This window comes from Desulfoluna spongiiphila, assembly GCF_900101345.1.
Taxonomy (GTDB): Bacteria; Desulfobacterota; Desulfobacteria; order Desulfobacterales; family Desulfolunaceae; genus Desulfoluna; species Desulfoluna spongiiphila.
This window is the reverse complement of sequence record NZ_FMUX01000001.1, coordinates 54,289-76,452: the sequence shown is the minus strand read 5'-3', so window position 1 is coordinate 76,452 and position 22,164 is coordinate 54,289. Positions and strand designations below refer to the sequence as shown.

Annotated in this window: 18 protein-coding genes, 2 tRNA genes and 1 pseudogene; 2 read left to right on the top strand and 19 right to left on the bottom strand. The window is 58.0% G+C overall.

What is annotated here, in order from left to right:
* Nucleotides 1–8: 8 nt before the first annotated feature.
* From BLQ12_RS28265 to BLQ12_RS00320, 10 genes and pseudogenes are all read right to left on the bottom strand, one after another.
* Nucleotides 9–188, bottom strand: a pseudogene (locus BLQ12_RS28265) (DUF6538 domain-containing protein); the annotation flags it as partial.
* A gap of 97 nt (nt 189–285) precedes the next feature.
* Nucleotides 286–372, bottom strand: a tRNA-Leu gene (locus BLQ12_RS00360).
* A gap of 40 nt (nt 373–412) precedes the next feature.
* Nucleotides 413–1,060, bottom strand: a complete 648-nt coding sequence (locus tag BLQ12_RS00355; protein ID WP_092207136.1) for an L-threonylcarbamoyladenylate synthase — start codon at nt 1,058–1,060, stop codon at nt 413–415.
* 230 nt (nt 1,061–1,290) lie between these two features.
* Nucleotides 1,291–3,072 carry a phosphoribosylamine--glycine ligase gene (gene purD, locus BLQ12_RS00350; RefSeq protein ID WP_092208111.1) on the bottom strand — a complete coding sequence of 594 codons (1,782 nt, stop codon included), beginning with the start codon at nt 3,070–3,072 and terminating at the stop codon, nt 1,291–1,293.
* A gap of 67 nt (nt 3,073–3,139) precedes the next feature.
* Nucleotides 3,140–4,084, bottom strand: a complete 945-nt coding sequence (locus BLQ12_RS00345; RefSeq protein ID WP_092207134.1) for a D-alanine--D-alanine ligase family protein — start codon at nt 4,082–4,084, stop codon at nt 3,140–3,142.
* A gap of 43 nt (nt 4,085–4,127) precedes the next feature.
* Nucleotides 4,128–4,502 (bottom strand): DnaJ family domain-containing protein, encoded by a 375-nt coding sequence (locus BLQ12_RS00340; RefSeq protein WP_092207132.1) that lies wholly within the window; start codon nt 4,500–4,502, stop codon nt 4,128–4,130.
* Nucleotides 4,503–4,810: 308 nt separating this feature from the next.
* Nucleotides 4,811–4,887: transfer RNA gene (locus BLQ12_RS00335), tRNA-Met, on the bottom strand.
* A gap of 745 nt (nt 4,888–5,632) precedes the next feature.
* Nucleotides 5,633–6,958 carry a (Fe-S)-binding protein gene (locus BLQ12_RS00330; protein ID WP_092207130.1) on the bottom strand — a complete coding sequence of 442 codons (1,326 nt, stop codon included), beginning with the start codon at nt 6,956–6,958 and terminating at the stop codon, nt 5,633–5,635.
* Nucleotides 6,959–7,492: 534 nt separating this feature from the next.
* Nucleotides 7,493–7,900 carry a VanZ family protein gene (locus tag BLQ12_RS00325; RefSeq protein WP_092207128.1) on the bottom strand — a complete coding sequence of 136 codons (408 nt, stop codon included), beginning with the start codon at nt 7,898–7,900 and terminating at the stop codon, nt 7,493–7,495.
* A 57-nt stretch (nt 7,901–7,957) separates the two neighbouring features.
* Complete coding sequence (locus BLQ12_RS00320) at nt 7,958–8,680, bottom strand: enoyl-CoA hydratase/isomerase family protein (RefSeq protein ID WP_092207126.1); 723 nt, start codon at nt 8,678–8,680, stop codon at nt 7,958–7,960.
* Between the two features lie 852 nt (nt 8,681–9,532).
* On the opposite strand from BLQ12_RS00320, the gene BLQ12_RS00315 reads away from it, so the two are divergent.
* Nucleotides 9,533–11,182, top strand: coding sequence for a hydantoinase/oxoprolinase family protein (locus BLQ12_RS00315; protein WP_254781930.1), 1,650 nt, complete (start codon nt 9,533–9,535; stop codon nt 11,180–11,182).
* Nucleotides 11,183–11,273: 91 nt separating this feature from the next.
* Nucleotides 11,274–12,599: a histone deacetylase family protein gene (locus BLQ12_RS00310; protein ID WP_367888768.1), complete on the top strand. Its 1,326-nt coding sequence runs from the start codon at nt 11,274–11,276 to the stop codon at nt 12,597–12,599.
* A gap of 764 nt (nt 12,600–13,363) precedes the next feature.
* On the opposite strand, the gene BLQ12_RS00305 is transcribed toward BLQ12_RS00310, so the two are convergent.
* From BLQ12_RS00305 to BLQ12_RS00265, 9 genes are all read right to left on the bottom strand, one after another.
* Nucleotides 13,364–14,332: a contractile injection system protein, VgrG/Pvc8 family gene (locus tag BLQ12_RS00305; protein ID WP_092207122.1), complete on the bottom strand. Its 969-nt coding sequence runs from the start codon at nt 14,330–14,332 to the stop codon at nt 13,364–13,366.
* 1 nt (nt 14,333) lies between these two features.
* Nucleotides 14,334–14,540: a tail protein X gene (locus tag BLQ12_RS00300; protein WP_092207120.1), complete on the bottom strand. Its 207-nt coding sequence runs from the start codon at nt 14,538–14,540 to the stop codon at nt 14,334–14,336.
* Entirely contained in the window at nt 14,537–14,974 is a 438-nt protein-coding gene (locus BLQ12_RS00295; protein WP_217640209.1) for a phage tail protein, read from the bottom strand. The genes BLQ12_RS00300 and BLQ12_RS00295 overlap by 4 nt, the downstream gene beginning before the upstream one ends.
* Nucleotides 14,967–17,171 carry a phage tail tape measure protein gene (locus BLQ12_RS00290; RefSeq protein WP_092207118.1) on the bottom strand — a complete coding sequence of 735 codons (2,205 nt, stop codon included), beginning with the start codon at nt 17,169–17,171 and terminating at the stop codon, nt 14,967–14,969. The genes BLQ12_RS00295 and BLQ12_RS00290 overlap by 8 nt, the downstream gene beginning before the upstream one ends.
* Nucleotides 17,172–17,439: 268 nt before the next feature.
* On the bottom strand, nt 17,440–17,685 hold the full coding sequence (locus tag BLQ12_RS00285) for a phage tail assembly protein (RefSeq protein WP_092207116.1): 246 nt from the start codon (nt 17,683–17,685) through the stop codon (nt 17,440–17,442).
* 370 nt (nt 17,686–18,055) lie between these two features.
* Nucleotides 18,056–18,559, bottom strand: a complete 504-nt coding sequence (locus BLQ12_RS00280) for a phage major tail tube protein (protein ID WP_092207114.1) — start codon at nt 18,557–18,559, stop codon at nt 18,056–18,058.
* A 348-nt stretch (nt 18,560–18,907) separates the two neighbouring features.
* A complete protein-coding gene (locus BLQ12_RS00275) occupies nt 18,908–20,098 on the bottom strand; it encodes a phage tail sheath subtilisin-like domain-containing protein (protein WP_092207112.1) in 1,191 nt (396 codons plus the stop codon).
* A gap of 195 nt (nt 20,099–20,293) precedes the next feature.
* The gene (locus tag BLQ12_RS00270) at nt 20,294–20,605 is read right to left on the bottom strand and encodes a hypothetical protein (RefSeq protein ID WP_092207110.1); all 312 of its coding nucleotides are present in this window, start codon (nt 20,603–20,605) and stop codon (nt 20,294–20,296) included.
* Entirely contained in the window at nt 20,602–22,161 is a 1,560-nt protein-coding gene (locus BLQ12_RS00265; protein ID WP_092207108.1) for a phage tail protein, read from the bottom strand. The genes BLQ12_RS00270 and BLQ12_RS00265 overlap by 4 nt, the downstream gene beginning before the upstream one ends.
* Between the last annotated feature and the right edge of the window lie 3 nt (nt 22,162–22,164).

Genomic DNA, 22,164 nt, shown 5'->3' with positions numbered 1-22,164 from the left:
ATATTTCTGATGGTGCTTTGAAGGGTCCCCGCAAGTAGTCGGGCCTTGGAACGTGCCAGACCAATAGAGCGAGTACGGAGGGAATACCGTAGTTCAGACTGGTTGACAATGGGCTTGATGTCGGACGGAAGCTGATAGCGGAAGTAGTAGCCGGATGGCTTCTGAAGGAGGTAGCTGGCGGTGGGCACAAAAAAACTCCTATTGTGTGGCAGGTCCGGGCAATTCGTACCCCGGATTAGTACCTCAACAGGAGTTTTGAGACTATTCTCAATGATATCAATTTGATGGTACCGGAGGACGGAATCGAACCGTCAAGGGGTCACCCCCGGCGGATTTTGAATCCGCTGCGTTTACCAATTTCACCACTCCGGCACACGAGAGCCTATTTATGAAATAATAAGCGGCTTGTCAATCAAAATGAGGGCAGGTCGTTCAGAATAGCGTGAATGGTGGCTGCCGGGGTTGATCCTTCGCGAAGAATCCGGACGGGAGAGCAGGTAACATCCACCACCGTGGAGCCGGAGCCGCCGTGCAGGGGGCCCGCATCCAGGACGAGGTCGGCGCCCCGGACAATGCGCGGATCGAGTTTGTCCGGGTCGGAGACTCCGCCTTCGCAGGAGATATTGGCGCTGGTGCCGGTGATGGGGAAGGGGACGGCTCCTGCCACGGCGCGGGCCACGGGGTGTGAAGGGACCCGTAAGCCCACTTTTCCGGTCCCTGCCGTGATGACATCGGGTATGGACGGGTGGGCGTTGAAGACGAGGGTCAGCTTGCCGGGCCAGAGGCGGGCCATGAGGGCTTCTGCTGCCGGAGGGATCTCGGTGACCAGGGCATCCACAGCCTGTCGGTCCTTGATGAGCAGGAGGATGGGGTTGGTCAGGGGGCGCTCTTTGATGGCGAAGACCCTTTTTACGGCGGCTTCGTCAAAGGCACTGGCTGCCAGCCCGTAGAGGCAGAAGGTGGGGATGACCACGCAGCCGCCCGTGGTGAGAATGTCAGCCACTCTGCCCAGGGTTTCGGGGCTTGGGGAATTTGTGTGAACAGGAAGTCGGGTGCCCATGAATTGGTGTTCCAAATGGTTTGATGAAAGGGTGAGGCGCGCATGGCCCGAGGCCCCTGTGTTTGCAACGCTCAGGGTTTTTGCTTGTGGGGCTTATCGCATGTGACTGAACAGTCGAGGTCTCATGCGCAGGCCATTGCGGCACCATAGGTGGTGCCGCAATGGCTTGTGACATCGGTGTATCAGACGTTTGGTCCCCGGCAGAGTTGCCGGGGGCTTTTTTTGTCGGTTTATCCGAATTTGAGCTTCTGCTTCAGTCTTTCGGACTTGGCTTCCACTTCGGCGGCCAGGTCTTTTTTGAATTCGGCCATGAGATCCGCCATGACCGGGTCGCCGATGGAGAGGATCTGCACGGCGAGGATACCGGCGTTTTTGGCGCCGGGCTTGCCGATGGCCACGGTGGCCACGGGGACTCCGGGGGGCATCTGTACGGTGGAGAGCAGGGCGTCCATGCCGTTCAGGGCCGAGGAGTCCACGGGCACCCCAATGACGGGAAGGGTGGTGTGGGCGGCCATAACGCCTGCCAGGTGGGCCGCGTGGCCGGCGGCAGCGATGATCACCTCCAGACCGTTTTCACGGGCCTTGATGGCGAATTCTGCGGCCACAAAGGGGGTGCGGTGGGCCGAGGCCACCATGAATTCGTAGGGCACGCCGAATTTCCGGAGGATCTCGGTGGCGCCTTTCATGGTCTCGTAGTCGGAGTCGCTGCCCATGATGATGCCAACCCTGGCAGTGGCGGAGAGGTGGGCCAGGGCGCGTCCGCCGATGTCGGTGCGGTGGAAGGCCTTGGTCCAGGAGATTTTATCCACGGCTTTGTAGGCCTTGTTGATGGCGCGCTTGATGTCGCTTCCCAGGGCGGTGACACCCAGGACGCGGCCGCCGGCGGAGACCACCTTGTTGCCGCGAAGGGCGGTGCCTGCGTGGAACACCTCCAGGTCTCTGGCAGACGCGGCGTCTTCGAGGCCCTTGATGACGTTGCCCTTGCGGTAGGATCCGGGGTAGCCTCCGGAGGCCATGACCACGCAGACCGCGGCGCGTTCGTCGATGTCGATGGTGTGCTGGTCCAGGGTGCCGTCGGTGGTGGCTTCCATGAGGTCGATGATGTCGTTTTGTACTCGCATCATCAGGGGCTGGCATTCGGGGTCGCCGAACCGGGCGTTGAACTCCAGCACCTTGATGCGATCCCGGTCGATCATGAGGCCTGCGTAGAGCACGCCTTTAAAGGGAATCCCCTCCTTGGCCATGCCTTCAACGGTGGGGATCATGACCTCTTTCATGATCTTGTCGTGCATGAATTTGTCGATGATAGGGGCCGGAGAGTAAGCACCCATGCCGCCTGTGTTGAGGCCCTGATCGCCGTCAAAGGCGCGCTTGTGGTCCTGGGAGGTGGGCAGGGGCAGGACGGTTTTTCCGTCGGTGAAGGCGAGGAACGAGACCTCTTCCCCTTCCAGGCGCTCTTCGATGACCACGCGGGCACCGGCATCGCCGAAGGCCTTGTCTTTCATGATCTCTTTGAGGGCAGCCTCGGCCTCTTTGGGTGTGGAGCAGACGATGACGCCTTTGCCTGCGGCCAGGCCGTCGGCCTTGACCACCACGTTGCCATTGAACTCGGCCATGTATTTGGCGGCGGGTTCGTAGGAGGTGAAGCTGCGCCCGGTGGCTGTGGGGACCCCGTAGCGGTTCATGATCTTCTTGGAGAAGGCCTTGCTTGCTTCGAGCTGGGCCGCTTTTTTGGAGGCGCCGAACACCTTCAGGCCTTTTTTCTCAAAGATGTCCACGATGCCTTCGGCAAGGGGGGCTTCGGGGCCGACCACGGTGAAGTCGATTTCGTTATCCTGGGCAAAGGACAGGAGCCCGGAAATGTCGTCTGCTGCGATGTCAACGCAGGTCGCCAGGTCGGCGATGCCCGCATTGCCCGGTGCACAGAACACCTCGTCTACCTTTGCGCTCTGGGTGATCTTCCAGACCAGGGAGTGCTCTCGGCCTCCGCTGCCTACAACCAGTACCTTCATGTCCATATCCTCTCATGTCTCAGGTTCAAATAAACGACAATGCGTTACGTATAGTCCGGCGTTATTGTTACGGTCGTTCTTTATTAGACTCCAGGGCCAGCTCGATGAGCCGGTCCAGAAGGGCTGAAAAGGAGAAACCGGCAACCTTTGCCGCACGGGGCAGCAGGCTGGTGCGGGTCATCCCCGGGATGGTGTTGGTCTCCAGGAGAAAGATTTCGTCTCCTTTGATCATCATGTCGGTGCGGCTGTAGCCCTTGAGGTGAAGGGCCCGGTGTGCCCGTTCGGCAAGCTCCATGACCCGGGCAGTGAGGGCATCGCTGATCCGGGCAGGGCAGATCTCCGTGGTGGCTCCGGGGGTGTACTTTGCCTCGTAGTCGAAGTAGGGGCTGTCCCCTTCGGGGATGATCTCGATGACGGGCAGTGCTTTGGGCTCCTCGTTGCCGATGACGCCGCAGGTGACCTCGGGTCCGTCAATGAATGCCTCGATGACCACGGTCTCGTCGTAGGCCAGGCTCTGGGTGACGGCTCCGGCCAGCTCCTGCTCTTCGGACACACGGAACATGCCCAGGCTGGAGCCTCCGCAGGCGGGCTTGACAAAGAGGGGGAGTCCGAGCCTTGCCACGGTGGCCGCCGGGTCAAAGGGCTCTCCCTTGCGGACCTGGACGGCCTCCGGCGTGGGGAGCCCGGCGTCGGTGTAGAGCTTTTTGGAGAGCTCCTTGTTCATGGCGATGGCGCTTCCCAGGACCCCGGAGCCCTGGTAGGGGATCTTCAGCAGGTCGAGGAGGCCCTGGATCGTGCCGTCTTCCCCGGGGGAGCCGTGGAGGAGGATGAGGGCGGCATCGAGCTTTTCAGCGTCGCGTACGAGGGCGTCCAGCCCGTCCTTGGGATCGTATTCGAACAGGGTGTAGCGGTTCTGGTCCAATGCGGCCAGGGCCTCTTTTCCGCTGACAAGGGAGACGTCTCGCTCGGGGGAGGTGCCTCCGTAGATAACTGCAAGGTTCAACTTCTTCATGGGGTGTCTGTCCTGAAGGGGCGAAAAAGCCCCGTTAACCGTTTTATTTTTTGCCGAGTTTGTTGATCACGCCCTCGTGATAGGTGTCCGGGATGTCGAAGATGGCAGGGGAGCGGCCATCGCGGAGGAGTTTTGCCTTGAGACAGCGGAGACGTTTCATGGCGCGGTAGGTTTCCGAGAGATCGTCGCTCTCCCGGAGCAGGTCCTCCGTGCGCCTGATTTCCACGTGTTCTTCAAGTTCCCGCGGAACACAACCTGCGTTTTTCAGGATCTTGTGCGCAAGGCGCAGGTCTTCGGGGACCCTGCTGTCATCTTCAATCTCCAGGGGCTTTCCACGGCCCGGAAGGTTGTCGAGTTTGCCATCCTTCTGGGCTTTTAGAATCTTTTCTTCAACGATGCGGTCAAAACCGATGCTCATAAAGTACTGCAATCCTGAAAATAGTGATCCACGCGCCTTTGATGTTAAAAAAGCGTATTGTTCAACAATGTCAGCAGGTAAGGTTTAAATCGCCTGGGTCGTGTGCCCCCACACTAATAAAGGTTGGAGCTGATTTCAAGAAAGAAGTGGGAAATGACTGTAACCCGGGGGGATTCTCAGGGCAGAAAGGGCCATGGGGAGCGTAAACGTTCTGGGGGGTGTGGAGCTCAACGGAGGGCAGAAGAAGCGGGGGTGCAAAATGCAAAAAGCCGGTGAGTTTGTTTTAAACTCACCGGCTTCTTTATAAATGGTAGCGATGCACGGAATTGAACCGCGGACACTGCGGATATGAGCCGCATGCTCTAACCAACTGAGCTACATCGCCATATTTTCTATTTTGGTGCCCGATGCGATCGGTGTTGATCTCGCGTCGAGACAAAAAGCTTTTAATCTATTTCGAAGCAAATGGTCAAGGGGTTTTTAAAGAAAAAGTGGAAAAAATCCCGAAGGGCCTGCCTTTCGGGCGTTTGGATTTGAGCATGGCGCGGAAATCATACGGAAATCGATGCGGGGCGGACAGGGGGCTTTTTGTGCGGTAAAATGCCTCGCAAGGGGCGTGGTGTGGGCTGGGCACCTTGGGTTTTGGGGTCGGTACACATGGTATTTTTTGAGGTGCGGGGCAACAATTCGGCCTGGCCCCAGGTGTCGGGCCAGCGAGGCCGCTCAGGGAACATGCTTTAGGGGTTGGTTGACAATGCGGTTTGTCCTTTGCTGTTTCGGTGTGGGCCGTGTTTCTCTTCAGTCGTGGTTCGCTTCGGGCATGGGGGCGCCTGTTGGTGGGCCCCATTTTTTGTGTCTGCAGCGGGTGTTGCGGCGGCGTGGGGTGGGTTGTTGGGGTTCGAGGGGCTCGGGTAAAGGAAGGTCAGGGCTGGGGGATGAAAGAGGGGCGATACGGCGGCTTGCTTGTCGTTGGGGGTTGTCGGGGGCTTCGGGATCATGCCTTCGGGCTCTGAGGGCTCGTTTTAAGGCTGCTTTTATGTTTATGTTGTGCACCACTAAAAAAGGCCGCCCGAAACGGGCGGCCTTTTTTTATCGGCTCTGCGCTGGATTCCCTTTAAAGGGACGTTCCATTAAAACTCGGGCTCGATGTATTCAGGAACGTTCACTTCCTGAAGCTCGGGGCCGAGGTAGGTTCTCTCGTTGGGAGCAAGGATACCCAGGGAGAGGCAGATCAGGGTCCAGATGTGAACCACATGGTAGTGCCCGCCGTAGTGCTCGCTCAGCTCATGGATCTGGGCGTGGCAGTTGTGGCAGCCGGCGATGCAGTATGTGGCGCCGGTTTTCTGGATCTGGGAGTCTTTGATCTTGCCGTAGGCGAGGCGCTCTTCTTTGAACCCGGACTGGAGGAAGCCGCCGCCGCCTCCGCAACAGAAGTTGTTGCTCTTGTTGGGGTACATGTCGATGAGGTTCTCTTCGCCGACCACGGACTTGATGACGAAACGCAGGTTGTCGGCCGTCTCATCGCCATAGGTCTTACGGATGATCTGACAGGGATCCTGGACGGTGAACTTGATGCCAAGTTCTTTGTTCCAGTCGGAGTTGACGGGAAGCTTGCCCTCACGGATCCACTGTGCATAAAGGTTGTAGATGCTCTCGACGTTGAAATCGTGCTCGATGTTGAATTTTTTCAGTCCTGCCAGGACTGAGAAGGTAACGTGCCCTCATTCGGTGTTTAGGAACGTCTTACACCCCAGCTCCGTGCATTTGTCAGCACTTGTTCGGGTGACTTTGTCCCAGGCTTCGTCGTCGGAGAGGAACATGCAGTAGTTCTCACCGGCCCAGCCTTTGCTGCCGTATGTCCAGTCGGCACCGACGATGTTGAGGATTTTCCAGAGGGGAACCATCTCCTCGGGTTCGGTCATGGGCTCACGGGAGTTCTGGTTGAGGAAGAATTCGGCGCCCTGCTTGTCGATGGGTGCCTGGAGGTCTTTCTCTTCCCACATGGGTTGGGATTCCTTGACTTCGTCAATGACGTCTTCGCAGACGAATTCGAAGTCTTCCTGGGAACAGCCCATGGCGCTGCAGGTGTCATTGTTGAGTGCCATGTCGCAGGATCCGAGGATGCCCTTGGGACGCTCTTCTCTCGGGGTCAGCTGTCGTGCGTTGAACACAAGCTGGGGGATGTTGATCTCCATGGGGCAGATGCGCACGCAGCGCATGCACATGGTGCACATCCAGGTCCAGTCGTGTTCAGCGATCTCTTTGTCCATGCCCAGAGCCGCCATGCGCAGGAACTTTCGGGGGTCCATGTCGGCCAGTCCGGTCGCCGGACAGCCCGAGGCACAGAGCCCGCAGGTCAGACAGGCGTTCAAGTTCCCGCCCTCGGGCAGGATCTCCATCACCTTGTCTTTGAAGGCACTTCTGGTGCCTCCGCCGATTTTGATTGCCTCAGCCATACTACATTATCCTCCGTGTCATTTTTCCCGCCCTCAAGGTACCGGTGGTTTCTGCCGTCAATTTAAAGCAGGAAAGGATGATGTGCTCCCACAACACAAAAGAGCAAATCAGTCATTATATGAATGGTATAATCAGTGAAAACCTTATGCTCACAACTATTCCAAGAAAAAATTTATACCATAGTGTCCTTTGCAGGACAATAGTGTTTCTACTCTTAATGATTAAAGCGTGTCAATAAGAATAAACAAAACATATCGAGTAAATACCCCCGCCCGTCAGGGGGCGCAGGCCCCTTTTTCGCGCGGTGCTCGCCGGGGTGGCCAGGGTATGTTTTCTGCATGATTTCAGGTGGAAGGCAAAGGCCGTCCGGGCCCGGCATAGGGGCCTCGTCCCCGGGGCAGGGGGATTTTGGCCGGACGAGGGGCGGGGGCCTCTTGACGGTGCGGTTTTTTAAAAGTTTGTGAATTCGGTATGATATCCCGGTTTCGGGTCGCGATCCATGTACTGACTATGACTGATCGTAGATATCAAATTTATTGATGGGTCGGGCCTCCTGTGGGGCTTTTGTCTTTGGCGGGAAATACTCCCGGAACCCCCGCTGCATGGAGGAGGCCAAGGAGGGCGCCTCCTGTCGCGATGCCCGAGGCGTTGGCCACCATGTCCAGAACCGAGAAACTTCGCCAGGGCAGGCAGGCCTGGGCTCCTTCGATGCCGATGCCGTAGGCCATGAGCAGGGCCGCGTGCCGCAGCGTGAGGCCACGGGGCGACGAGGCACCCCAGACCAGCAGGGTCAGGTAGAGGTATGCGCCTGCGTGCTGGGCCTTGTCCCAGATGTCCACGGCCAGGCTTCCCCGAACCGGGACCAGCGAGAGGATGGTGATGATGACAAGGGAGAGTGCAAGGACCACTCGGGTGGTGTGGGTGTAAAGGGATGTGGGCATGGTGGTTGCCGGCCCCGAAGGGCCGGCTCCTGATTGGGCTTTTCCCGGAAAGGGCGGTTAGTCGGTGACGAAAAGGGCCAGGGACTCGATGACCTCTTTGTCTTCAGCTTCCATGACATCAAGGATCTGCTTGTGGTTCCTTGCCTTGTGGATTTTGAAGATGCCGCGTTTCTTGGCAAAGGTTGCGGCAAAGGCCAGGGCGTCTTCCATGAGGGCTTCTGGGTTGTCGCTGGCTTTGACAAGCATCTTGCGCTCGGCAAGCTCGGGAGCACCGGCCCGTCGGCCTGTGAGGTACAGGTCGTTGAAGTGATCGAAGGCAAAGGCCTTCTTCACAAAGGCAAGCATGCCGGGGAGGAAGGGGATCCCCAGGTCCACCTCGGGGAAGCAGAAATACCCGCGGTCGGCCCGCATGAAGCGGAAATCACAGGCGCAGGAGAGGATGGCTCCGTTGCCGAAGGCGTGGCCGTTGATGGCGGCGATGGTGGGAACCGGCAGGGTCAGCAGCTTGGTGAAGACATCGTTCATGCCGTACATGAAGCCTTTGATGTCATCGAGCTTGCCATCGGCAAAGGCGCCTCCCATCCACTGGACGTCCACCCCTTGAGAAAAGGACTTCGGGTCTGTGGAGGTGAGGATGATGGCTGTGACCTCCTCATCGGCAATGGCCTCGTCGAGGCAGCGGTTCAGTTCCTGGGCAAAGATCAGGTTCTGGGTGTTGGCACCGTTGTCCATCCAGACAACTGCGGTTCGATCCTTTTTCTCCCATTTGACAACAGACATGATAACCCCCGTTATGCATTGTAGGTCCATCGGAAATAACCGGTTCATTGCGCGCCGGAGCTGTGGGCTCGGACCCGAAGGCTTCTGGCCGGAAGGGGTCGGAGGCTCTTGGTAAATCGGGTTTTTTGTCTGCGCATCAATGATTGCGGGATAAAACATAATTTTATTATCTGATAATGGAAATGCTGGAAAAAAGAAAGGGGGAAAGTTTATTTGTGTACGAATAAATAAGGCGTAGAGGGAACGTTCGCTGCAGGTGTTTTGTTGTAAGTGATTGATCGATAAATCAAAATATTGTGTGGTGGGTTCCTGTTGCTTGATGGTGTGCTTATAGTTTGTGTTCATCATAAAAAGTGTGGGATGACGGGGGGATGTTCTCTCCAAAGGGGCATGCAGGTAGATATGGGCACCTGCGCCCCGGCGGGTCTTCTTGTATGCTTTTCGCCTTGAAGTGTTTCGTAATCAAGGGGTTATCTCTTATTGAGTCTGTGTTGACACCGTGAGAATATTCCTATAGATACGTTAGTATTCAGTTCCACTTACCGGGAGCTCCGTCACCACCGCAGCGCCATGGCTTTCCATGGCTGCGGGTGATGCTGCGTCTCATCATTTCTGATGAACCCGTAGACCATGTACGGCGATTTCAGACCCAGGGACCATGGACTGACCTGATCGTGCATACGCAGGTTGCCGTTGTCTGCCCGACAGCAGGTGACCACGGTGGGGCATCGCTGCTTTGTGAGCGTGCGGCAGCCTCCGACATGTACCGCGTTGGTTCTTTTGATGTCCCCAATTCCTAAAGAAACGAGGTAGTCATGATTATCGGCCTGGATGTGGGGGGAACCCACACGGATGTTGTGCTCATCGGGCAGGGGGGGGCTGATTCGGCAGACCAAGGTGCCCACCGACCCCGAGAATCTCTTTGAATCCATCCTCTCCGGCCTGGAGAGCGTGATCCGGGATACCGACACCGCATCGGTGGAACGCATCGTGCTCAGCACCACCCTGACCACCAACGCCGTGGTGACTGGCAAACTTGAGACGGTGGGCATGGTTGTGGCAGGGGGGCCCGGCCTCGACCCCATGCTCTTTCGCTGCTGTGAAGACTACCATACCGTTGCAGGCTCCGTGGATCACCGGGGGCGCGTGGTGGAGGGGCTGGACCGTGATGCCGTGGAGGCCCTTGCCGACGGCTTCCTTGCCCGGGGGATCCGCACAGTGGGCGTTGTGGGGAAATTTTCCACGCGCAACCCGGCCCATGAGCAGCGCATGGAAGAGATTCTGAAAAAAAAGGGGATCGAACGGGTCTTCACCGGCCACACCGTCTCCGGCCAGCTCAATTTTCCCCGCAGGATCCACACCACCTTTTTAAATGCATCGGTCTACGCCATTCACCGGCGCTTCTACGAGTCCGTCCGGGACAGCCTCAAAGAAAAGGGCATCGACATTCCCATCTACATTTTGAAAGCCGACGGCGGCACCATGGAAATGGCCACCTCCATGATCTATCCGGGGGAGTCGGTCATGTCCGGTCCTTCGGCAAGTGTCATGGGCGCGATCCCCTGGGCCTCCGAATCGGTGGACACCCTGGTCCTGGATGTGGGGGGAACCACCACGGATATCGCCATCCTGGTCAAGCGTGCGCCGGTGCTGGAGCCCCTGGGGATCTCCATCGGCCCTTGGCACACCTTGATTCGATCCCTGAAGAGCACCTCCGTGGGCCTGGGGGGCGACAGCCAGGTGCGGGTGGAAAACGGGGCCGTGGTCATCGGGCCCCAGCGGCTGGGACCGGCCATGGCCTTCGGCGGCCCGGAACCCACCCCCACGGATGCCATGGTGGTGCTGGATCCCGACGGCACACAAGGGGACCTGGCCCTGGCACAAGAGGGCATGCGCCTTGTGGGAGAGGCCCTGAGTCTTCCCCCGGAAGAGGCGGCCCGCAAGGTGATGGAGACCATGGGCCATACCATTTTGGACCACGCCCGCAAGGCGGTGGCCGAGATCAACGCCAAGCCGGTCTACACCATCCACGAGATGATGGAAGGCTACCGGGTTGCCCCGGAGGAGATTCTGCTCCTGGGCGGACCGGCCCAGGCCCTCTCCGGGTACCTTGCCGACTGCACGGACAAGGCCGTGCGCCCCGTTCCCCGCTGGGGCGTTGCCAACGCCATCGGGGCGGCCCTTGCCCGCACCACCTGTGAGGTGACCCTTTTTGCCGACACGGAAAAAGGGGTGATCCTCATCCCCGAAGAGAACTACTCCAAGACCATGGACCACCACTACACCCTGGCCGATGCCGAAGAGACGGCCAGGAATTTTCTGGTGGAGAAAGCCCGCCAGGCGGGAAGCCGCACCGCAAGCCCGGAGACCGAAATCGTCGAGAGCATCGCCTTTAATATGGTTCGGGGGTTTCGCACCACGGGCAAGAACATCCGGGTGCGGGCCCAGGTGAAGCCGGGGCTTATCGAAGGGTATGATCTGAAAGCAGGTGATGGGTCATAGGCGATAGGAAAAACGGCAACGTACGTTTTTGGTTTTTGTTGCGGCTTCGCCACCCTCGCCGCCGGAGGCCTCAGAATAAAAAAGGACACGCATGATGATCAAAGCGGACAGAAAAACAGGGTTGGTCTTTTTTCCGGCCTTTGACTGGGCCATCGACCCCACGCACCCGGAACGGGAGGAGCGGCTTCTTTACACCCAGGACCAGGTGTTTGAAGAGGGGCTGTTTGATATTGAGGGCATCACCGAGTTCAAGCCCGATCTCGTGACCCATGAGGACATCCGGCGGGTCCATTTCTGCACCCCGGATATCGAGAGCGTCACCACCGAATCCCACCTCATCAGCGCAGGGGGCGCCGTCACCGTGGCTAAGGCCGTGATGGAAGGGGCCGTAGAAAAGGGCTTTGCCCTGGTGCGTCCCCCGGGCCACCACGCCATGCGCGTGGTCCACGGGAACCGGGGCTTTTGCAACATCAACATCGAAGCCATCATGATTGAGTATATCAGGGCCAAATACGGGGTGCGGCGCGTGGCCGTCGTGGACACGGACTGCCACCACGGCGACGGGACCCAGGACATCTTCTGGCACGATCCCGACACCCTGTTTATTTCCATCCACCAGGACGGGAGGACCCTCTACCCCGGCTCCGGATTCATCGAGGAGCTTGGGGGCCCCAACGCCCTGGGCACCACCGTAAACATTCCCCTGCCGCCCCTTACCTCCGACGAAGGGTACCTCTGGACCATTGAGAACGTGGTGATGCCCATCCTTGAGGATTTTCAGCCCGAGATCATCGTCAACTCCGCAGGCCAGGACAACCATTTTTCCGACCCCCTGACCAACATGAACTTTTCGGCCCGGGGCTATGCCGACTTAACCGACATGCTGAGTCCGGATATCGCCGTCCTTGAAGGGGGCTACTCCATCGAAGGGGCCCTGCCCTATGTCAACACCGGGATCATCCTGGCCCTTGCCGGCCTGGACTACACCGGCATCAAAGAGCCCGGCTTCGATGTCGCACGCCTCGTCCAGCCCCAGGACGTCACCCGCCAGGTGCGCCAGATCGGCCAGGCCGTCCTCTCCACCTGGCGCCAGCGCGAAGCCCTGCAGGCCAAGCTCGTGGGAAACCATAAGACCGTGAGCCGCCGTCGCAACATCATGTACGACACGGACATGATCTATGAAATGCAGATCGATGAGATCACCGTCTGCAATAGTTGCAAAGGCGCCCTCAAGGTGGACTCCTCCTCGGACACCGGCCACCACCTCTTCGGGGTCCATATCCCCAAAGGCGTCTGCCCGGCCTGCCGGGCCAGGGCAGAGCAGTGGTTCGAAGAGTCCAAAAACGGCCCCTACACCCTCCGCACCATGCAGGACCTCGACCGGCAGTCGTTTTTCGACGAGCCGCGGGAGGCATAGGGCACCGTAATGGATATTCTTCTTGGAGCGCCGTACACGCGTGCGGCGTTCCATGGCCGTTTCAACGGATGAATTTTTCGGTAAACTCAAGACGGGCCGTTGGTTTGCAGGGGGCACTCTGTGCACCATGTTCGGATTGCGAAGGCGTTCGATTTCAGCGAGGCCTTCGCGGAATGCCAGGGCTTCATTTTGGTGCACGGAGTGCACCCTACGCGATCTCGCTTCCCGTGAGTGATCCGGTTTGCCTTCCCCATTCACTAAAAATCCCGCCCGTGCTCCACCGACACCATACCGAAAGCCCCCAGCCCGTAGGGTGCACTCTGTGCACCATGTTCGGATTGCAAAGGCGTTCGATTTCAGCGAGGCCTTCGCGGAATGCAGGGCTTCATTTTGGTGCACGGAGTGCACCCTACGCGATCTCGCATCCAGTGAGTGATCCGGTTTGCCTTCCCCATTCACTAAAAATCCCGCCCGTGCTCCACCGACACCATACCGAAAGCCCCCAGCCCGTAGGGTGCACTCTGTGCACCATGTTCGGATTGCAAAGGCGTTCGATTTCAGCGAGGCCTTCGCGGAATGCAGGGCTTCATTTTGGTGCACGGAGTGCACCCTACGCGATCTCGCATCCCGTGAGTGATCCGGTTTACCTTCCCCATTCACTAAAAATCCCGCCCGTGTTCCACCGACACCATACCAAAAGCCCCCAGCCCGTAAGGTGCACTCTGTGCACCAGATATGAACGGCAAAGGTTTTCGGTTTTATCATCATGAGGCCTTGGGCCGCGCCCTGGCCCTCAGGTTGTACCCGGTGCTGTCCAGGGTGTGGGTGACGTGGTCCAGCACCCACGGGCCGTCGATGCCCGGGCCGATCTCCCGCAGGTCCAGGGGCGTGCCTGTCATGAGGTCGAACCGCCCGGCACACTCTATGGCAAGGGTGGTCTCCTGTTGCGGGGCTGTGCGGTGGGCGGCCAGGGCCTTGGTGTAGGCGGCTTCTGGCGTTGGGGAGGGCACCGTGAGCACCCGTTGCGGGTGACCGGCCCCCACCAGGGCGTGGCCTTTGGCCCCTCGATCCGTGTCCTGCCAGAAGGCGAGGGTGGAGCTATACGCCTTGCGGGCTACCTGCCTCATGGACCACCGGGTGAGGTCCTGTGCCGTGAGGTGCACGGGGGGGATCGCCGTGCCCGAGGCCGTGGCGGCCTTGCCCCGGGGCAGGAAGAGGAGGCGACCTGCTGCGGTCTTGGCCATGGCCCCGTAGCGCGTGCCGAGGCGGGTGAGCAGGTGAAGGTCGCTTTCGGCCTGGTCCAGGTGGCCAAGGGCAATTTTTTCCAGGCTGCTATGGATTTGGGGGGTGAACCCGTGCTCCATGGCCAGGGTACTGACCAGGTCGCCCAGGGTGACTCCGTGCCAGGATCTCTCCTTGACCTCCTTGAGGCTCTCGGTCATGTCCGCTGCATCGGCCACGATGGTGAGGGTCTCGGCAGGGCCTTCCACGCGGAGTTCGTCGGCCGTAAAGGTACCCATGGACGCCAGGCCGCTCTCGGCGTACCCCAGCCACACCTCGATACGGGCTCCGACGGCGGGAAGGGCCACACGGTTTCCACGGTTGTCCAGTTCCAGGACGAGGGTGTCGGACTTGAGTCCGGCCTCGTCCAGGACGGTGAGGGAGATGAGACGGTCCTTGACGGTATCGGTGATGTCGTTTCCGTTGGCTTCTATTTTGTAGTCCGGTGTCATATCAATCCCACAACCTGATGGGGGCCTCGGTGACGGGCCCGGTGATGGTCGGAAGGGTCACGGTGAGCCCTGCGGGGAGCCTCGGCCCCCAGGCGGCAAGGCCGGGGTTGGCCTCCAGGGTTATTTCCACCGTGCCGCGGGTGGTGCCGTAGTAGCGGAACGCCACCTCGTCGAGCATGTCGTTGTCTTTGGTTTTGTAATGGGTCATGTGTCGTCTCCATAGGCAGACAGGGTCAGGCGAAAGGTCTGCTTTCGCGGGATACCGTTGGGCAGAAAAAAGGTTTGGGTATCCTCGATGCTCTCGATGCACCATCGCCCCCGGGTGTTGCCGAAGCCGTCGGACAGGTGCAGGGGCTTTCCCCGTCGGGCCTCCTTCCGCATGGCCTCAAGCTGGCCGAGGCCCCCTTTGTAGCTGGGGTAGATGGTACCGGAGAGCTCGATGGTCTCCTTGCCGATGCCCGTGAACTTCAGGGCAGGGCGGCGGCCGCTCCGGCTTTTTTCCGACCAGGTGAAGGGGGTGGTGTGCCGGAGCTCCTGATACGCTGCGGTGTCCACGGCAAACCGATAGTTACCCAGGGCCATCATCTGGTGCTCTTTGATTCGTTGCTCTTCGGTCTTCTCTTCTGTCGGCTTCTCAGTCATAAAACCTCCGTGTCTGTTCGCGTTTCAGGTGGCGCAGGACTTCCTCGGCGAGTTCCCGTGTGGATTGACCCTCGGCGCCGTACACATAGATATTGATGGGGCTGCCGCCCGAGGGGGCGCCTTGTTGGGTTTGCCTGCTCTTGTTCTTTCCTGCCTTGGCGGGCTGCCCGGATGTATCCGCTCCCCGGTTTTTCTTTGGTTTCGCGGGCGACGGGGTGAACGATTGGTTTTTTACGGGCTTGGTAGCGGTGCTCCCCAGTTTTGTGGGGTTGCCGGTGCGTGCTCCTTTGGCCTTGCTGTTGCCTTTTTTATTCTTTGCAAGGGCGTTGCCCGGTTTGGTTTTGGCCGTTCCTTTTGAGTTTTTCTTCTTCTTTTTTTTCTCTTTTTTCTGGGTTTTTCCGAGTTTTTTGTCCTTGGGCTCCTCGTCATCCGGCTTCTTTTTCTTTGAAAAAAGTCCCGAAAACGTCTTCCAGACGGCGCCGATGACCTTGAAGGTGGGCATGAGCCAGCCCAGGACCCCCTTGGCCATCCCCACAATGCCCCCCCAGAGTCCTTTGAAAAACGCACCCAAAGGTTTCCAGCATTTGATGATGAGCACCGCGGCCAGGGCAATCCCGGCGATGGCCAGGCCGATGGGGTTGGTCATAAAGGCAGCGGACAGGGCGCGGATTCCCCCTGCCATCATGGGAATCACCCGTCCTGCAAAGCTCATGAAGGTGCCTCCCAGGGCCTTGACCCCCGAGCCCATGGAGAGGAGCTTGGTGGCAACGCCCCCTATGGGGCCGCCCATGCCGGACATGGTGGTGAGACCCGTTTTCACCATGTCCAGGCCTTGTTTGGTGTTTCCCCAGATGGCCTTGGCGGTTTCGGCTTTTTCCTGAACGGCATCGATGCCGTTGCCCACGTTGGAGAGCATGGATTGCAGGGGGGCAAACTGGGCAGGGAGGCCGAGGTCCATGTGTGCCACCTGGCCGATACGCCCCAGGGTGGTCTCAAAGGCGGCCGTGGCTTTTTTTGCGTTTTGGAAGAGGTCGCCGGGTGCCTTCTTGCTTGTGTCCTTGGCCTTGCCCGAGGTGTTTTTGTTACCCTTTTTTGACCCGCCGAGCCCCTGTTTCAGGCCTGCCCACACGTTTTTCGCTGCGTCCACGCCCTCTTTGGCGCTGTCCCAGGCTTCCTGTGCGGTTGCAGCCTTTTCTTTGAGGGTACCGAGGCCTTCCCCGAAATCGGTGACCAGGGTGGTGAGGGGGGCAAGGCTGGCGGGAAGGGTGACGTTTCCTGTATCGAGTCCCCGGAGGGTTCCCAGGGCGGATTGGAAAGACGTGGCCGCCGTCCCAATGCCCTGAAAGACCGTGCCGGGTTGTTCTGGTGTGTTTTCCTTGTCGGCCGCGTCGTTTTTTTTGGCTTTTCCTTTTCCCTTAAATCCCTGCTTCAGGGATGCCCAGGCGTTTTTTGTGGCGTCGATACCTTCCTTGGCGCTGTTCCAGGCGTCCTGTGCGGTGGCTGCTTTTTCCTGGATGGATCCCAGGCCTTCGCCGAAATCGGCAACCACGGTGGTGAGGGGCTCAAGGCTGGCGGGGAGGGTGATGGCGCTTGTGTCGATGCCTTGAAGGGAGCCTAAGGCTGTCTCAAAGGAAGAGGCCGTGGTTTCGAAGCGCTGAAACACACTGCCGGGTGTGGTCTCTGTGTCGCTTTTAGATTCGGTTTTCGCTTTTTCCGGGCGCCTCTTTTTTTTTCCCTTTTTACCCGGCTTTTTTTGCCTCTTTTTTTTGCCGGGTGTGCTCGGTACATCAGCCTCGCTTGATTTTTCAGTGGTTTCCTTTTGTCCTTTGAGGCCTTTGAATGCTTTGTAGGCAGAGCCCAAGCCGCTTTTGGCTTCATCCCAGGCTTCTTTGGCCAGTTCTCCGGTCTCTTGAAGGGGGGCCACCGCCTTGCCCAGTTTAGAAATGATGGACGCCAGGGAGCCGAGGGCGTCTCCCATGTTGTTTTTGGGTGGTTCCGGGGCGGTCGCAAGGGCGTCTCCCGGGGTGGTGCGTTTTATATTATCAGTGGGCGCCTTTACCGCTGAGAGGCCGAGGGAAAACCCTTTGAGGCTTTGACCCACGCGGCTGATCTGATCAATCACGGCCTCACCCGCTGCCACCATGGCCTGTGCGGCCGAGGTATCCGTGGGGAGTATGAGCGTGTTTGTGGATGCCATGTTTTTTCCTCTAAGTAAGTGGGGCAAGCCCAGGCCTGCCCGGGTTGTGGATTGAAGGAGGCCTTTATCTGTTTGGCAACCTTTTTAAATGGTTGGCCCCCGGCAGGGACGCCGGAGGCTGCCTTTAATACCCGTCGTTACTCCAGGGCTTCCCTCAGGGCCTGGTGCCATGCCAGGAGTTCCTCACCGTCGAGTTCCAGGAGTTCGCCCAGGCCCCAGCCAGTGTGGGATGCGATGTCGAGGGTGAGAGATCTCGCCGCCGACGGGCTTAGGATAAAAAATCCTGGTAGGTTTTCTGGAGCTCGGCGTAGTCCGCCATATCCAGTTCCTGGATGAGGTCCGGGGTGACCTCGCAGAGGTTTGCGAAGACGTGGATTTCACGCTCGGCATCGCTTTTGCCTTTTTTCTCCCCCACGAGCATGTCCCGCACCTTGGGGCGTCGCATGGAAAGGGACGTGGTTTCGATGCCGTTGAGGGTGACGGGGAATGTGAGGGGCAGGGTGGTGGTGTTCATGGGTGTCTCCTTAATAAATATAGGGTCGATGAAACCGTTTGCTTTTTGAAGCCGACGCAGGTTCGAAAGATGTCCTCCGGTGGCCGTTGTTTTTTTGCTGCTTGGACTTCCACGGCTCGTGAAGAGCCCGTGGTGAGCCAAAATCGTTGGAGCGCCGCACTCCTGTGCGGCTTTTTTAGGGTGTGGCGATACGTATGCCGCACTGGAGTGCGGCGCTCCTAAATGAATACATGAGACGCTGCCATTCAGGTCGTGCCGGCTGCTCCAGCACAGCCGACACCATATTTAAAACCTGTTTGGTAAACCCGATTTTTATAAATCAGGCAAAAGGTTGGCCCCCGGCAGGGCCGCCGGAGGCTTTTTTGTTTTTTTACTTAAATCCCAGCGCCTGGCGCTGTTCGAGGAGCTGGTCCACGCCGTTGATTTTGCGGACCATGTTCTCCACGTCGAGTTCGATGAGGACGGTGCCCGCGATGGTGAGCTTGTAGTAACGAAGGGCCACGGAGGCTTTGAGGGAGGTGTCGTCCCCGGCTTTCCAGGTGCCTGCGTCCAGCTCTTTGAATCCGCCCTGGAGGTTGATGATGATCTCATCGGTGCCCTGGTCGTTCTGGCGGGCGCCCCGGAGGGTCAGGCTTACGGCTTTTCCGTTCACCAGGCCGAATTTTTTGTAGATCTCTTCGCTGTACTCACCAAAAGTGAGGGTGGCTTCGAGCTTTTCCATGCCCATGTCCACCTCCACGGGGGCGTCCATGCCACCTGCGCGGAGCTCTTCGGTTTTGAGGGTGAGCTTGGGGAGTTCGAGCTCGGTGATCTTGCCTGCGTAGCCGAATCCGTCCACAAAGGCGGTGAAGTTTTTCAATTTTTTAGGCAACATAAGGTATCTCCTTGTTTGGGTAAGGCTCTCCCGGCCCCGCCGGGCGGGGATGTTGGGAAGGGGCCTGTGTGTTTTTGGGGTGTGACTCCGGCTGTTTCAGGCAGAGTCGGGTGATGGGGTTCAGCCCATACAGTTGGAGGAAACCGGGGAAAACCGATTTCGGTACAATGACGACATGGTGTTCAGCGACCTGACGGAGCTTGTAACAACACCCATACAGTCACCGGCTTTGGTGGCGGGCGAAGCCCGCAGCGAACACCATTGCGATTTGCCCTGAGGAACGAAGGGCGAAGCGCGATGGCAACCCGCTTTCGAGGTGGCTCACCTCGCCGCCGGAGGCTTTTGCCCCTATGACGCGGAGAGAACCTGGTTCACCAACTCGGTGTAGTGCCCGTTGTCCCTGTGGGCCCGGAAGGTGAGGTGTTCCAGGGGCGCAGGGGGTTCGATGTCGAAATCCAGGTAGAGCTTGCCTGCCATGAGCTGCTCTTTGCTGTTGAGCTCGGGGTCGAGCCAGCAGGATCCGCCCAGGATGGCACCCACGGCTTTGAGGTGCCGGAGGTAGGAGCCCACGCTCTCCTGGATATCCAGAACAAGGTTGGCGCTCATGGGGCGGTCCATGGCCCAGAGGAAGGCCTCCTCGATGCTCTCGTAGATCATGTCCGCGGTGCGGCGCACGGAGAGAAAGGCCCACGTGGGGTCGGTGGCCGTGGTGCGGTTGCCCCAGAGTCGGTAGCCGTTCTTCTGGACGATGGTGGCCACGCACTTTTCATTGAGGCGGTTGGCCTCGGAAGCGGGGTCGCTCATGTGAAAGGCCACGGGCCGTGCCGTGCCCACGATGCCGTTGACGGGCTGGTTGGAGGGGCTCCACCAGAAGCCTTTTTCCGCGTCCCGTTTGGCGATCATGCCCGCAACCCGCGCCGAAGCGGGCTGCACAGCGTTGGCCTTGGTGGCGGGGTCCCACACCTTGACTCCGGGATCCACCACAAAGACGCGATCGCTGCCCAGGGTCTCCCGGTAGGCGATGGCATCAATGGCCGTGGTGTTGGGGCCGTCGGCAATGACAATGGCCCGCATTTTCTCGGCCAGGCCCTGGAGTTCCGCTACTACTGGGTTGACGCTGGAGCCCCCGTTGAAGGTGCCTGTGAAACCTGGGGCACAGAGGAGGCGGGGGCTTGCCTTTACAACGCTTTCCGCGGCCAGGAAGGTGTGGACCCCGGTGCCAGAAGCGGCGTCGCCCAGGACATTGGTGAGGGTGGCAGCGTCATCGGCGCCTTCGTCTACACGCACCACCACCACCATGGCTCCGGCCTGGTCAAAGATGGCGTCCAGGGCCACCTTGAGGGTGCCCTTGTCTCCCAGGGGCTGGGCCGCCCTGGGGGTGCCCGGGATCAGGACGGGGGTGTTGACGGGAAAAAGGGTGTCGTCGGCCTCGGGGGCCGTGCCGATGAGGCCGATGACCGCGCTCTTGACGGTGCGGATGGGGCGGGTGCCGCCGTCGATCTCAATGGTTTCGATGCCGTGCAGGAATGTTTTACTCATAACGCATTTCTCCTTGTTTCTTGATTATGTCTCATGGGTGCCGGTTGTTTCGGCGGTTACGGGTTTGGTTTGCATTGTTATGTGGCTCCCTCAGAGTTGACGATACAGCTAAATACTGCTGATAAATATCCGAGAGATTTTTATCATTATTGATTCGAATATCATTACCGTTAAAAAGTTGAGTGGTTCCCTTAGCTATGGAATTGTTGTATGGATTCTCTCAACCTCGACAGTAACTTCAGGCATTTCATTTGCAAATTTTTTGCGAATAAATTCGAGTACCATAGGATCGGTTCGTCGGTTGTAAGCTTTCTGTCTTAGATATTCACGATCACTCCGAGTGACTGGAGGGGGTGAGTTTTCGAAAGCAAGAGTATCTGGGTTAAACCAATTTTCCGTAATGTCAAAGTCATCCGGCACTTCGATAACAATATAATTTTCGGTTTCGGTGGGTGCGGGAAATATAATAATGTTTTCTGTGTTTGATTTTTCGATATATATAATCATTTTAACCCCATAACTGCTATGATTCCGCTTGAGTAAGCTTCTGCGACCACTCTTAGTTGCATGGAATTGTCTTTTCGAACTCTGATGAAATCGTTGGCATTACCAGTTCCAGTTATTGGTATAGTAAGGTCTCTGCCATTAGAGTATAAAGAAGGTGGAATTATAGCTGTTCCATAGTGACCGGAATTGTGACGTCCGAGAATGCAAATGGCTTTGAAATTGTTTATAGATTCAGATAATCTGATTGTACCTTTTGTTGAGCCTGACCAAAGCAATTTGTCCGTCCCGGTAGACAGCCCCAACCATGCTTTAAACCCCTCTTTCGTGACTGATCGATGGTAGTTATCAGATCCGTTGTCGTTTCTCATGACTACACAGGCGTTGGATTTGATAGCTGAACCATTTTGGTATGTTGAGCGGGGTAGCCGACACTGGATATCTCCTGCGCCATCTCTTACAACGAGTTTGTTTTTTGTTGGCCCTGCATCTTCGTCGCCCTGAAGAAAAACCCTCTGGCTACAATCGCTTCCGGCATAGATCTCACCTTCCACATACACCGGCTTAGCGAAATAGAATTTTTCCCGGTCCGTCCTGAAATGGCAGAAGTTAGAATTGTAAGGGCCTAAGTCGACATATCCATAAGGGGTTACCATTCGCATGACATCGTCAACGGGTTTAAGGAAGGTGCTCTCCCCCAGACGAAATTCACCACCCTGTATTTTCCCGTTTCCTGTGGCTCCAGCCGCATTTTCACTACCCGATACAAAGTGCCAGGTGCTCGTAGTGCCATCATGGTACAAATAGTCACTATGCAACGACTTTGAGGAATACAAGGGGGCGTTTTCAATGGATATACCCTTAGAAAATTTCACCAGCCCTGTTGCCGTTCCACCATCTAAACCGAGGTAATTATTTTTGAGAAGGCATAACAATTTTTTTGGTGTAACAAATCGAGTGTTACTAATGCCCTCATCCACCTCGTCTTGGGTGGCAATGGCTGCCGTGCCTCGTTTTCCCTCCGTGGCCTGAGCCGTTTTTTCAGCAAGTGCCTCCCGGATATCCTGATGCGCCTCCCCATGCTCATTATGGACTGCAATTTTTCGGTCCACATCCCCGTTGCTGGCCACCACCAGCGGGTCCACCGTTAGGCTGACACTGTCTGCGTTTTCTACGTGCACGGGGATACGGATGATCATGTCCCGCACCGATCCGTCTTCAATCAGGGGCTTTTGTGTGTCGGGAAAATTCCCGACAATGCACAGGGTGCCGTTTTCGTCTTTGAGGCCCACCTCCCGAACGGTGAAGGGGCCTGCGTCCGCGGGTACGGCAAACTCGTAGACGAAGGTGTTGGCATTGGTGCGGCTCTGGGTGATGCTGGAGATGGTGCCCTCCCATACGAGGTTCTTGAGGCGGGTCATCCCCTTGGTGGGGATCACTGGTGTGCCGCCACCGTCTCCGACCACTGCCGTGGGCATGGTGAATTTTTTATCCTGGGCAATTGATGCACCGATCTGTTGCAGCCCGGCGTCGGTCCACAGGGTGTAGAATTCTGTCATGAT

What these genes read in the sequence shown, in the direction of transcription:
- BLQ12_RS00355 (WP_092207136.1), bottom strand. Translation starts at nt 1,060, where the DNA reads ATGGGCACCCGACTTCCTGTTCACACAAATTCCCCAAGCCCCGAAACC.
- purD (WP_092208111.1), bottom strand. Translation starts at nt 3,072, where the DNA reads ATGAAGGTACTGGTTGTAGGCAGCGGAGGCCGAGAGCACTCCCTGGTC.
- BLQ12_RS00345 (WP_092207134.1), bottom strand. Translation starts at nt 4,084, where the DNA reads ATGAAGAAGTTGAACCTTGCAGTTATCTACGGAGGCACCTCCCCCGAG.
- BLQ12_RS00340 (WP_092207132.1), bottom strand. Translation starts at nt 4,502, where the DNA reads ATGAGCATCGGTTTTGACCGCATCGTTGAAGAAAAGATTCTAAAAGCC.
- BLQ12_RS00325 (WP_092207128.1), bottom strand. Translation starts at nt 7,900, where the DNA reads ATGCCCACATCCCTTTACACCCACACCACCCGAGTGGTCCTTGCACTC.
- BLQ12_RS00320 (WP_092207126.1), bottom strand. Translation starts at nt 8,680, where the DNA reads ATGTCTGTTGTCAAATGGGAGAAAAAGGATCGAACCGCAGTTGTCTGG.
- BLQ12_RS00315 (WP_254781930.1), top strand. Translation starts at nt 9,533, where the DNA reads ATGTTGTGCTCATCGGGCAGGGGGGGGCTGATTCGGCAGACCAAGGTG.
- BLQ12_RS00310 (WP_367888768.1), top strand. Translation starts at nt 11,274, where the DNA reads ATGATGATCAAAGCGGACAGAAAAACAGGGTTGGTCTTTTTTCCGGCC.
- BLQ12_RS00305 (WP_092207122.1), bottom strand. Translation starts at nt 14,332, where the DNA reads ATGACACCGGACTACAAAATAGAAGCCAACGGAAACGACATCACCGAT.
- BLQ12_RS00300 (WP_092207120.1), bottom strand. Translation starts at nt 14,540, where the DNA reads ATGACCCATTACAAAACCAAAGACAACGACATGCTCGACGAGGTGGCG.
- BLQ12_RS00295 (WP_217640209.1), bottom strand. Translation starts at nt 14,974, where the DNA reads ATGACTGAGAAGCCGACAGAAGAGAAGACCGAAGAGCAACGAATCAAA.
- BLQ12_RS00290 (WP_092207118.1), bottom strand. Translation starts at nt 17,171, where the DNA reads ATGGCATCCACAAACACGCTCATACTCCCCACGGATACCTCGGCCGCA.
- BLQ12_RS00285 (WP_092207116.1), bottom strand. Translation starts at nt 17,685, where the DNA reads ATGAACACCACCACCCTGCCCCTCACATTCCCCGTCACCCTCAACGGC.
- BLQ12_RS00280 (WP_092207114.1), bottom strand. Translation starts at nt 18,559, where the DNA reads ATGTTGCCTAAAAAATTGAAAAACTTCACCGCCTTTGTGGACGGATTC.
- BLQ12_RS00275 (WP_092207112.1), bottom strand. Translation starts at nt 20,098, where the DNA reads ATGAGTAAAACATTCCTGCACGGCATCGAAACCATTGAGATCGACGGC.
- BLQ12_RS00270 (WP_092207110.1), bottom strand. Translation starts at nt 20,605, where the DNA reads ATGATTATATATATCGAAAAATCAAACACAGAAAACATTATTATATTT.
- BLQ12_RS00265 (WP_092207108.1), bottom strand. Translation starts at nt 22,161, where the DNA reads ATGACAGAATTCTACACCCTGTGGACCGACGCCGGGCTGCAACAGATC.